12 protein-coding genes and 1 pseudogene are annotated in these 11,643 nt (G+C 37.7%); 12 read left to right on the forward strand and 1 reads right to left on the reverse strand.

Translation table 11 applies throughout. The features are described 5' to 3' along the window. Positions 1-58 precede the first annotated feature (58 nt). From HMPREF2937_RS01540 to HMPREF2937_RS01550, 3 genes are all read left to right on the forward strand, one after another. On the forward strand, positions 59-1,003 hold the full coding sequence (locus HMPREF2937_RS01540) for a nucleoside hydrolase (RefSeq protein ID WP_002479615.1): 945 nt from the start codon (positions 59-61) through the stop codon (positions 1,001-1,003). 96 nt (positions 1,004-1,099) lie between these two features. Next, positions 1,100-1,651, forward strand: coding sequence for a biotin transporter BioY (locus HMPREF2937_RS01545; protein WP_002479614.1), 552 nt, complete (start codon positions 1,100-1,102; stop codon positions 1,649-1,651). 22 nt (positions 1,652-1,673) lie between these two features. Further along, entirely contained in the window at positions 1,674-2,429 is a 756-nt protein-coding gene (locus HMPREF2937_RS01550) for a GNAT family N-acetyltransferase (protein WP_070863875.1), read from the forward strand. A gap of 27 nt (positions 2,430-2,456) precedes the next feature. Here the strand turns inward: HMPREF2937_RS01550 and fdhD are convergent, their stop codons facing one another. Continuing rightward, on the reverse strand, positions 2,457-3,266 hold the full coding sequence (gene fdhD, locus HMPREF2937_RS01555) for a formate dehydrogenase accessory sulfurtransferase FdhD (RefSeq protein ID WP_023014998.1): 810 nt from the start codon (positions 3,264-3,266) through the stop codon (positions 2,457-2,459). A gap of 147 nt (positions 3,267-3,413) precedes the next feature. Here fdhD and HMPREF2937_RS01560 point away from each other — a divergent pair, with 147 nt between their 5' ends. The 9 genes and pseudogenes from HMPREF2937_RS01560 to HMPREF2937_RS01600 all read left to right on the forward strand — a co-directional run. Next, complete coding sequence (locus HMPREF2937_RS01560; RefSeq protein WP_060803657.1) at positions 3,414-4,415, forward strand: LacI family DNA-binding transcriptional regulator; 1,002 nt, start codon at positions 3,414-3,416, stop codon at positions 4,413-4,415. 81 nt (positions 4,416-4,496) lie between these two features. Further along, positions 4,497-5,663 carry a galactokinase gene (locus tag HMPREF2937_RS01565; protein ID WP_070863876.1) on the forward strand — a complete coding sequence of 389 codons (1,167 nt, stop codon included), beginning with the start codon at positions 4,497-4,499 and terminating at the stop codon, positions 5,661-5,663. An 11-nt stretch (positions 5,664-5,674) separates the two neighbouring features. Beyond that, positions 5,675-6,667, forward strand: coding sequence for a UDP-glucose 4-epimerase GalE (gene galE / locus HMPREF2937_RS01570; protein WP_070863877.1), 993 nt, complete (start codon positions 5,675-5,677; stop codon positions 6,665-6,667). A gap of 16 nt (positions 6,668-6,683) precedes the next feature. Then, a complete protein-coding gene (galT, locus tag HMPREF2937_RS01575; protein ID WP_070863878.1) occupies positions 6,684-8,177 on the forward strand; it encodes a UDP-glucose--hexose-1-phosphate uridylyltransferase in 1,494 nt (497 codons plus the stop codon). A gap of 139 nt (positions 8,178-8,316) precedes the next feature. Continuing rightward, a complete protein-coding gene (gene modA / locus HMPREF2937_RS01580) occupies positions 8,317-9,081 on the forward strand; it encodes a molybdate ABC transporter substrate-binding protein (protein ID WP_060803660.1) in 765 nt (254 codons plus the stop codon). Positions 9,082-9,092: 11 nt separating this feature from the next. After that, positions 9,093-9,764: a molybdate ABC transporter permease subunit gene (gene modB / locus HMPREF2937_RS01585; RefSeq protein ID WP_002479606.1), complete on the forward strand. Its 672-nt coding sequence runs from the start codon at positions 9,093-9,095 to the stop codon at positions 9,762-9,764. Position 9,765: 1 nt separating this feature from the next. Beyond that, on the forward strand, positions 9,766-10,386 hold the full coding sequence (locus tag HMPREF2937_RS01590) for an ATP-binding cassette domain-containing protein (protein WP_070863879.1): 621 nt from the start codon (positions 9,766-9,768) through the stop codon (positions 10,384-10,386). A gap of 134 nt (positions 10,387-10,520) precedes the next feature. Further along, positions 10,521-11,522: a ThiF family adenylyltransferase gene (locus HMPREF2937_RS01595; RefSeq protein WP_002479604.1), complete on the forward strand. Its 1,002-nt coding sequence runs from the start codon at positions 10,521-10,523 to the stop codon at positions 11,520-11,522. Between the two features lie 25 nt (positions 11,523-11,547). Then, positions 11,548-11,643: pseudogene (locus tag HMPREF2937_RS01600) on the forward strand (molybdenum cofactor biosynthesis protein); the annotation flags it as partial.

Below are 11,643 nucleotides of genomic sequence, written 5' to 3' on the forward strand. Positions count from 1 at the left end.
TACATTTGTTGTGAATTTCAATTTAATAAGTAATATACATAAATTTTGGAGGTAGAACATGAAACAAATATATTTCAACCACGATGGCGGTGTAGATGATTTAGTGTCTCTCTTTTTATTACTACAGATGGAAGATGTTGAATTAATCGGTGTCAGCGCAATTGGTGCTGACAGTTATGTAGAACCCGCAGTGAGTGCGTCTATTAAAATCATTAACCGCTTTTCAGATAGAGATTTAAAAGTTGCCGCATCATCACAAAGAGGGAAGAATCCATTTCCTAAAGAATGGCGTATGCATGCCTTTTTTGTAGATGCATTACCAGTATTGAATGAATCACGTACTGAACAACGAGCATCGCAATCAGAACTTGAAGCATATGAAGATATAATAGAAAAATTAGAAGCGAGTAAGAAACCAGTAACCTTGTTATTTACTGGACCTTTAACAGATTTGGCTAAAGCATTAGAGGTTGCTCCGCATATCACAGAAAAAATTGAACGCTTAGTATGGATGGGAGGGACATTCTTAACGAAAGGCAATGTTGAAGAACCTGAACATGATGGAACTGCAGAATGGAATGCCTTTTGGGATCCAGAAGCAGTCGCAACGGTTTTTGATACAGATATTGCGATTGATATGGTTGCGTTAGAAAGTACAAATAAAGTGCCGTTAACAATTGATGTCAGACAAATGTGGGCAGATCAACGTGATATTTTAGGTGTAGATTTCTTAGGTGTTTGTTATGCTGCAGTTCCGCCATTAACGCATTTTGTGACGAACTCTACGTATTTCTTATGGGATGTCTTAACAACAGCTTCTGTCGGAAAACCTGAGTTAGTACATGTTGAAGAAGTACAAACAGAAGTGATTACAAAAGGACCGAGTCAAGGGCGAACTAAACGTGTTCAAGAAGGCGGCCGTACAATCAGATTAGTCGATGATGTGCACAGAGATGCATTCTTTGACTACATGACAAACCTTGCCGCAAAGGTTCGTGTCTAGACGTGTAAAATTATACAAATAAATGTTAACTTATCGTAAATTAAAGTTAACATATGTGATATAATCTTCCATGTAAGATTTTGAGGAGGTTATATTATGACAACAAAACATATCACATTTACTGCGATTATGACAGCTATTATCGCATTGCTTGGTCTGATTCCACCTATTCCGCTTCCATTCATGCCAGTACCGATTGTCTTGCAGAATGTCGGTATTTTTCTAGCAGGTATTCTTTTAGGCAAAAAGTATGGTACATTAAGCGTAATTGTATTTTTAATTTTAGCAGCGTGCGGCTTACCTGTATTATCAGGCGGTCGTGGCGGTATAGGAGTTTTTGCTGGTCCATCAGCAGGTTTCTTATTCTTATATCCAGTCGTCGCTTTCTTAATTGGGTATGCGCGCGATAAATCTATAGAACGAATCAATTTCGGTCGTTTATTTTTACCTACATTAATTGCGGGTGTCTTATTATTAGACATTGTCGGCACATTAATTATGGGCGTGATTACTCATATGCCATTATCAAAAGCATTCTTTTTATCATTTGTCTTTATGCCGGGGGATATTATTAAAGCGATTATCGCATGCTTAATCGGTGCAGCATTATTGAATCACACACGCTTTAAACAATTGATTCGTTTCTGAGGTAGCAGAAAGAGGGATAAAGATGGGGCCGCTATCCATGCGATTAATTGATCAACCTGGAGCGATTGCTTATGAAGATGAACAAAAGACGATTTATTTAACACCACAAGAACCTTTAACGTATTATACGAACAAATGGGTATATCATGACATGCCGACGTTTGAAACTTGGTTAGAAGATGTCAAAACACAAACACACGCACATCTCAAACAAGAGAGCCGCCATTTGGCATTTACTTTTCCAGAAAATACACCTTTAGATTCCACGTTTCGTACATATTTTGAACGAGAGAATTTTGATGTTGTGTTGTTAGAAATGTATGCGATCGAAGCACATGAGCTTGCAGGTGACATTCCAGATGGTTTAGATATCCGTTTTGTCGATATTTATCATTTGGATGATTATTTGAAAATCTGTCGTTATTTTTCACTGGATTACGGTAAAGACTACGCAGACGAAGTGGTTAAAACTTTAAGGCAACAATTTGACGGCGCAACGAATGTGAAGCGGGTGATTGCTTATAAAGATAATCAACCAGTCGGCACATTAGATATGATTGAATCAGAAGAAACGATTGAAATCGATAGTTTCGGTGTGATCAAAGAAATGCGTGGACAAGGAATCGGGCGTGCTATGCAGGGATTTGTCGCAAATTATGCCAAGCATAAACCTTTGATTTTAATCGCAGACGGTGAAGATACTGCCAAGGAAATGTATATTAAACAAGGCTATACCTTCATCAGTTATTGTTATAGTGTGATAAAAGAGAATATATAAGCAAACAAAAAAGCTGTGTTTCACAAGTTAATCTTGTGAGGACACAGCTTTTATTCGTTCTGGGTGACTATAAATATTGAAGTTGCCATCTCTGATAAATCCAATGGCTGTTATGTTTAAGTCATTCGCAAGCGTCACAGCTAACGTAGTGGGTGCGGATTTAGAAAGAATAACACCAACTCCGATTTTAGCCGCTTTAATCAGAATTTCTGATGAAATACGACCGCTGAAAATTAAGACTTTGTCTCGAACAGGAATATGACGTTCAATACAGAAACCATATAGCTTATCGAGTGCGTTATGTCGACCGATATCTTGACGGTGTTCAAAGAAAGCATCACCGTCGCTGATGGCCGCGTTATGCAAGCCGCCTGTACGTTTGAACAGTTTACTTGCAGTTTGTAGTCTCGTCATCATATTGATGACCTGTTGAGGTGTGAGTGTGATATTCGACAATGACGTCTTAGCCACCGCCGCATCATTTTGGAAATAAAACTCACGACTTTTACCGCAACATGAAGCAATCATGCGCTTGGTTGAATACTCGAAACGATCCCCTAAGTCTTTCGTTAATTCAACATGTGCAAACCCCTTGCTGTCATCTATTTGAATCGATTTCAATTCACTGCGTTTTAAAATTGCACCTTCAGACGCTAAAAAGCCCAGCACCAATTCTTCCATATGGTCTGGACTGCAGATGACGGTTGCAAATTCTTCGCCATTAACCATGACAGTTAATGGAAATTCTGTAACATAACTATCAGTTGTTTCAAATAATTCTCCATCTTCAAAGCGGACAATTGTCTGATTCGTTAAAACATCTTTATCTTTATTCATATGCATGACTCCTTAATTTAACAATATACTACATCACTTCAATTTACAAAAAAGATTTGCATGAAATGTTTCATTATTTAAAATGAAAAGTTGTACAAGTAAACAGAGCGTAGTAAACTTAAAGTAAACAAAAGAGGGGTGTCAATTATGGCAAGTATTAGAGATATCGCAAAACAAGCGGGTGTCAGTCCAGGTACAGTGTCGCGTGTACTTAATGAAGATCCGACATTGTCTGTAGCCGACAGTACAAGAACTCGTATTTTAAATACCGCAAAAGAACTTGAATATCACAAAGCAGAACGTGTAAATCGCCAAGTTCAAATCATTACTTATGCGTCTCGTAGACGAGAAATGGCTGACCCGTTTCATCGTGAATTGCGTTTAGCAATAGAGTCTGAAATTAAGAAATTAAATTTAACATTAAAGAAGACACTTAGAATTGAAACAGGATTTAAAAAACAAGATTTACAAGATGTGAAAAAAGCAGGTGCAGTGTTAGTCATCGGTAATTTCTCATTGGATGCTTTAAAAGAAATTTATCGCCATAACCCTAATATGGTGGTGATTAATAATAAGCAAGTTCCTGATTATATCGATGCAGTGTACTCTGATCTAGAACAAGCCATGTATCAGCTGCTGAATCAAATCAGGGACACTTATCATGATGCACATATCGCTTATTATGGAGGCATACGTGAAGAACGTAATTTAGATGGGAAAGAAGCATATGAAAATGATGCAAGATATCACGCATATCTTTCTTGGTGTCAACAACATGATGAGATACCGAATGGCAATTTAATCGGTTGGGAACGAGAAGATGGTTTTGAAGCGATAACAGAAGCGGACACTATCCCAGATGTGTTGATAGCGGGTAATGATATGGTCGCAATCGGTTTAATTCAAGGCCTCCAACAAAGAGGTGTCACAATCCCTAAAGATGCTGGAGTTATCGGATTTAATGACTTAGATGTAAATCAATATGTAACACCATCATTGACGAGTGTGCGTATTGATATCGAGCAGTTTGGTAAAAGTGCTGTCTTAATGGCAAAAGAACGTATTCAAAAAACACGTCAATCTGCCATGCATATTGTGATACAAACGAAACAAATAGAGCGACAATCTTTTTCTTTTAAGAACCAATGAAAGTGTTGACAAAACATTTAGTAAACAAATAAACTTTAATTGTGTTTACTAATAAATTTACCTTGTGAGAGGAGTTATATTATGTTGGCATCTATGCAAACGCAATTTGAAAAGCATTTTGAAACAAAGCCAGATGTTGCCGCATTCGCACCAGGACGTATTAATTTGATCGGAGAGCATACAGATTATAATGGCGGTTATGTATTCCCAGCTGCTATTGAATTGGGCACATACGGTTTAGCACGTAAACGTGAAGATCGTACGATTCGTTTTTACTCTTTGAACTTTGAAGAAAAAGGTATTATTTCATTTTCATTAGATGATTTAGATTACAATGCTGACCATAGTTGGGCGAACTATCCAAAAGGCATGGTTAAGTTTTTAATTGAAGCGGGTTACAAAATTGACTCAGGCTTTGATGTCATCGTTGAAGGTAACATTCCAAACGGCGCAAGCTTATCTTCTTCAGCTTCTATTGAAATGCTGACTGCTTGGTTAATGAAACAACTTTTTAACTTAGATGTAGAGCGCTTAGAATTAATTCAACTTGGACGTAAAGTAGAAAATAAATTTATCGGTGTCAATTCAGGTATTATGGACCAATTTATTGTGGGTATGGGTCAAAAGGATCAAGCGATTTTATTAGATACGCATACGTTAGAGTATCATTATGTTCCAACTGAATTCGGAGATTACACGATTTCTATTATGAATACGAATAAGCGTCGTGAATTAGCAGAATCTAAATATAATGAACGGTTAGAAGAATGTCAGAAAGCCTTAGCGTTACTTCAACAAGAATTGGATATTGAAGCGTTAGGACATTTAGACGTTGAAACGTTCGAAAATTATGCGCATTTAATTGAAGATGAAACGATACGTCGTCGTGCACGTCACGCAGTTACTGAAAACGCACGTGTTAAAGAAGCGTATGATGCTTTAGCGCAATCAGACTTTGAACGCTTTGGTGAATTATTAAACCAAAGCCATGCTTCATTGAAGGATGATTATGAAGTGACGGGCAAAGAGCTAGATACTTTAGCAGAATCTGCACAAAATGTTGATGGAGTCCTTGGTGCACGTATGACAGGTGCAGGATTCGCAGGATGTGCGATTGCTTTAGTTCATCAATCAAAAGTTAAAGATTTAGAAGATGAAGTCTCTCGTATTTATACAGACAAGATTGGCTATGCGCCATCGTTTTACCATGTCAATATCGGTGACGGCGTGAAAACAATCGAACTTTAAGGAGGAAAATCATGTCAGTTTTAGTATTAGGCGGTGCTGGTTATATCGGCAGCCATGCAGCGCATCAATTGATAGATGCTGGTTATGATGTTGCAGTGGTGGATAATTTAGGAACAGGTCATAGAGGTGCCGTGCCTAAAGCAGCACGTTTTTATGAAGGAGATATTCGTGACAGCGAATTCTTAAATCAAGTGTTCGCAACGGAAAATGTTGAAGGTGTCTTCCATTTTTGTGCTTATTCATTAGTTGGAGAATCGGTAGAGAAACCTTTAGATTATTTCAATAATAACGTCTATGGTATGCAAGTGTTGCTTGAAGTGATGAAAGCACATGATATAAAAGATATTGTCTTTTCTTCAACAGCAGCAGTTTATGGTGAACCAGATGTTGTCCCGATTACAGAGGATGCGAAAAAAGCACCGACCAACCCTTATGGCGAAAGTAAATTGATGATGGAAAAAATGATGCATTGGTGTCATAACGCATATGGTATGAACTATGCAGCATTACGTTACTTCAACGTCGCAGGTGCACGTGAAGACGGTACGATTGGTGAAGATCATAATCCGGAAACACATTTAATACCTATTGTATTAGAAGCAGCGTTAGGACAACGAGATGCGATTACGATATTCGGTGTAGATTATGATACAGAAGATGGTTCATGTGTCAGAGATTATTTACATGTCACAGATTTAATTGAAGCGCATATTTTAGCGTATCGTTACTTAAAAGATGGCGGTGAGAGCGGCGCATTCAACTTAGGCAGCAGTCAAGGTTATTCTGTTATTGAAATTGTGGAAGCAGCACGCCAAGCGACTGGTGAAAAGATTAAATCAGAAATCGGCAAACGTCGTGCAGGTGATCCAAGTAAATTAATCGCTTCAAGTGATAAAGCACGTAACGTGTTAGGCTGGGAGCCGAAACATGATGATATTCATGAAATTATTGAAACTGCTTGGCATTGGCACCGCGCACATCCGAATGGCTACGAAGATAAATAAAAAGGGAGGCCGTATCATGAAGCTGAATCAACAGCTGATACAACGCTTTATTTCATATGCAGTAGAATATGGGGATTTTGAAAAGGAAGATGCTTTCTATATTCAAAACCTAGTGCTAGAGATTACACAAGCAGAAGATATCGAACATGAGGATAGAGATATCTCAGAGCTTGATACACCGAATGCGATTGCACAACACTGGATTAATCGAATGATTGAACATCACTTAATAGAAGATGCGGTATATCAAAAAGAAATGGTTGAAACGAAACTATTAGATTTAATCACACCGAAACCTTCAACTATTAATCGCAACTTTAGACAGTTGTATCAAGACAGCCCGGAGAAAGCGACGCAATATTTATATGATATTTGTATGCGCAACCACTATATTAAGGCAGATGCCATCGCACAAAATATTCATTTCTATACACCAACGAACTATGGTGACTTAGAAATTACAATTAATATGTCTAAACCTGAAAAAGATGCGGAAGAAATTGCGGCAGCAAGAGAAGCAAAACAAACAAGTTACCCTTTGTGTGCGTTATGTATGGAAAATGAAGGTTACCAAGGTTCTGTAACCCAAGCAGCACGTCGTAATCACCGAATTGCGCGTATTAAGTTAGATGGAGAAGACTGGGGATTCCAATTTTCACCATACGCTTATTTCCCAGAACATAGTATCGTATTATCTGCACAACATGTGCCAATGAAGATCGGACGACAAACTTTTGTGAATCTATTAGACTTTGTGAAGCAATTTCCGCACTATTTTGCGGGATCTAATGCGGACTTGCCGATTGTAGGCGGTTCAATCCTGTCTCACAACCATTACCAAACAGGGCGCCACACTTTCCCGATGGATAATGCGACAGAAATAGAACGTTTTACTATTGATGATTATCCTGAAGTAGAAGCGGTGTTGTTAGATTGGCCGATGAGTGTAATCCGTTTAAAAGGTAATAATCAAGCACAACTCATTGATGCGGCAGAACATATTTTCAATCAATGGAATGCGTACAGTGATGAAAGTGTTCAAGTCAAAGCACAAAGTGAGGCGGGCGAACGTCATCATACCATCACACCGATTGCACGTTACCGTCAAGAAACAGGTCGTTTTGAATTAGATTTAGTACTAAGAGACAATCAAACATCAGAAGATTATCCAGATGGTATTTTCCATCCGCACCAAGATGTACAACACATTAAAAAAGAAAACATCGGTTTAATCGAAGTGATGGGAACTGCGATTTTACCAGCACGTTTAAAACATGAGCTTAAACAAGTGGAACACTATGTTTTAGGTGAAACTGATATAGATTTAGGTGTGCATCAAGATTTCGCAGATGAACTAAAAACGAAACATCAATTTACACCTGAAAATGCTGAAGGTATTGTTTTAGATGCGGTAGGTCAGAAATTCAAACGAGTTTTAGAAGATGCAGGTGTGTTTAAACGTGATACTGAAGGCTTAGAAGCCTTTAAACGTTTTGTTCAAATTTTATAATTATAATCAAAAGGTCAATGTCATATTGGCCTTTTTCTTGTGCGAAGACAAAAGATAATGGTTAAATTCAAATTGGAATTTATGGAGCGAAAGCGTATAATCGAGAGTGAATTAATCATTTTTAGGAGGCTTCTTCAAGATGAAGTTGAAATACTTTGCGGTTATATTGTTGAGCGTCTGCTTAGTTGTTGTTGGATGTTCAAATGATAAAAAAGAAACAAACAGTAATCAAAAAGAAAATACTTTACATGTCGCAGCTGCCGCAAGTTTAACGGATGTGACGAAAGATTTAGAAACAGCATTTAAGAAAAAACATTCAGATGTTGATATTACATTTAACTACGGCGGATCAGGATCGTTAAGACAACAAATTGAAAAAGGTGCACCTGTTGATGTGTTTATGTCAGCCAACACAAAAGATGTCCAAGCGTTAAAAGATAAGAAGAAAGCTGATAACACTTATGATTATGCGCGAAATCAACTTGTATTAATTGGTGAACAAGGCACTGATTTAAAATCAGTCAAAGATTTAAAAGATGGACAAAAACTTGCGATAGGCGAAGTGAACTCTGTACCTGCAGGTAAATACGCAGAAGGTTACTTAAAAGACAATGGATTATACAGTAGCGTTAAAGATCATCTTGTCTTTGCGAAAGATGTCCGTCAAGTCTTGAATTATGTGGAAAAAGGGAACGCGCAACTTGGTTTTGTTTATAAAACGGATTTATATAAAAACAAAACTAAAAATGATAAAGTAAAAGAAATCGAATCGGTGAAATTAAAACAACCGATTGTTTATGAAGCCGGAACAACATCTGATAATAAGACGGCGAAAGCTTGGATTGAGTTCTTAAAATCAGATGAAGCGAAACAAATCTTAAAAGATTATCAATTTGAAGCGTAGGAGGAGTGGAAATGCCTGATTTAACGCCATTTTGGATATCAATTGAAGTGGCTGTAATCAGCACGATTATTGTAACAGTACTTGGGATTTTAATTTCAAGACTGTTATATCGACGTCGTGGACGTATTGTGACACTTCTTGAGAGTATTATTATCCTGCCGATTGTGTTACCTCCGACAGTCATGGGGTTCTTATTATTAATTGTTTTCTCACCACGAAGCCCTGTAGGCGCATTTATGACAAATGTTTTACATATGCCTGTCATATTCACAATCACTGGTGCAATTATTGCCTCTGTGATTGTCAGTTTTCCGTTAATGTATCAACATACGATTCAAGGTTTTAGAGGTATTAATCATAAAATGTTGAATACAGCACGAACAATGGGTGCAAGTGAAAATAAAATTTTCTTCAGACTGATTTTACCGCTATCAAAGCGTGCTATTTTATCTGGTGTGATGATGGCATTTGCGCGTGCAATCGGTGAGTTCGGAGCAACCTTAATGGTAGCGGGTTATATTCCAAATAAAACCAATACGTTGCCTTTAGAGATTTATTTCTTAGTTGAACAAGGCAAAGAGAACCAAGCTTGGCTATGGGTATTAGTATTAGTCGCATTTGCGATTACTGTTATTGGTACGATTAACTTAATGAACAAAGATCGTTATTTGGAGGTGGATTAAGATGTTGACCATCCAAATTACATATCAGTTAAAAGGACAGTTACTGAAGTTAGATATTCAAGATACAGTACCTAAAATTTATGCGATACGAGGACCTTCAGGAGTGGGGAAAACGACTGTTTTGAATATGATCGCAGGCTTAAGGGCTGCAGATAACGCTTATATCAAAGTCAACGAACGTGTGTTAACGGATACGCAATCATCTGTGAATGTTAAAATTCAAGAGCGTCATTTAGGCTATTTATTTCAGGACTATCAATTGTTTCCGAATATGACAGTTTTTCAAAATATCACGTTTATGGCGCAACCTTCTGAACATATTACAGCGTTGATCCATCAATTAAACATCAGTTATTTACAAAAACAATTTCCAGCTCGATTATCAGGCGGGGAAGCACAACGCGTCGCATTAGCACGTGCATTAAGCACACGTCCTGATTTACTTTTATTAGATGAACCATTTTCTAGTTTGGATGATGCGACGAAAGAAGAAAGTATGCGTTTAGTGAAACGACTCTTTGATGAATGGCAAATCCCGATTATTTTTGTGACACATTCTAATTACGAAGCAGAACAATTGGCGGATGAAATTATAACGTTAAGTTCTGTACCAGCTGAATAATAAAAAGTTTCAATCCGGTCTGTCTTCTATTGGCATGACCGGATTTTAGGTGACATACTACAATTCGAACGATTGTAACACGTCTCTATTCGTCTTATAATAAAGACAATGCACTTTAAGAAAGGAATCGAAAGATGTCAGAACGTTATTCCAGACAAATTTTGTTTAAACATATAGGCAGAGAAGGCCAAGAGAAAATTGCGCAAAAACATGCGCTGATAATCGGCATGGGTGCATTAGGAACACACATTGCGGACGGTTTAGTCAGAGCGGGCATTAAACAGTTAACGATTGTTGATCGTGACTACATCGAGTTCAGCAACTTACAACGTCAAATGTTGTTTACAGAACAAGATGCGACAGACGCGATGCCGAAAGTGATTGCGGCGAAAGAAAAGCTGCAGGAAATCCGAAGTGATGTCATCATTGAGGCGCATATCGCTCAAGTCAATCCCCAGTTTCTAGAAACGCATGGAACTGAGGTAGATTTAATTTTAGATGCGACAGATAATTTCGATACACGTTTATTAGTGAATGATTTTGCGTATAAATATAATATACCTTGGATATATGGCGGGGTTGTACAAAGTACATATATCGAAGCAGCTTTCATTCCTGGACAAACTCCGTGTTTCAATTGTCTGATGCCGCAATTACCAGTCATTAACATGACGTGTGATACAGTAGGGGTAATTCAACCAGCGGTAACCATGACCACGAGTTTACAAACACGTGATGCATTGAAAATCCTGACTGAAACACCTTTTACGCCTAAATTAACTTATGGTGATATTTGGGAAGGGACACACTATACATTCGGATTCAGTCGTATGTTTAAAGCTGATTGTCATACGTGTAGTGAACATGCGACCTATCCGCATTTAAATCATACTGATTTACAGTTTGCGACATTATGCGGAAGAGATACAGTTCAATACAATAATGAGGATATTACCCAGGAAATGTTGAAGGAATATCTTGAAACGCATCATATTAAGTATCATGCGAACCCTTATATGATTCGCTTCGAATTCAACAATCATCGAATCGTCAGTTTCTCAGGCGGACGCATGTTGATACATGGCATGACAAAACCTGAAGAAGCGATTAAATTAATGAACCAATTACTCGGTTGAGTAAATCACATAGGAGGCCTAATGAATGAAAAATGAACACGTGAATGTCAAATTAGATAGAACCATCAACGCAGCAGTCTTAACTGTGTCTGATACAAGAACAAAAGAAACAGATAAAGGT

Origin of the sequence: Staphylococcus sp. HMSC061G12 (assembly GCF_001838465.1) — a bacterium.
GTDB lineage: Bacteria > Bacillota > Bacilli > Staphylococcales > Staphylococcaceae > Staphylococcus > Staphylococcus simulans.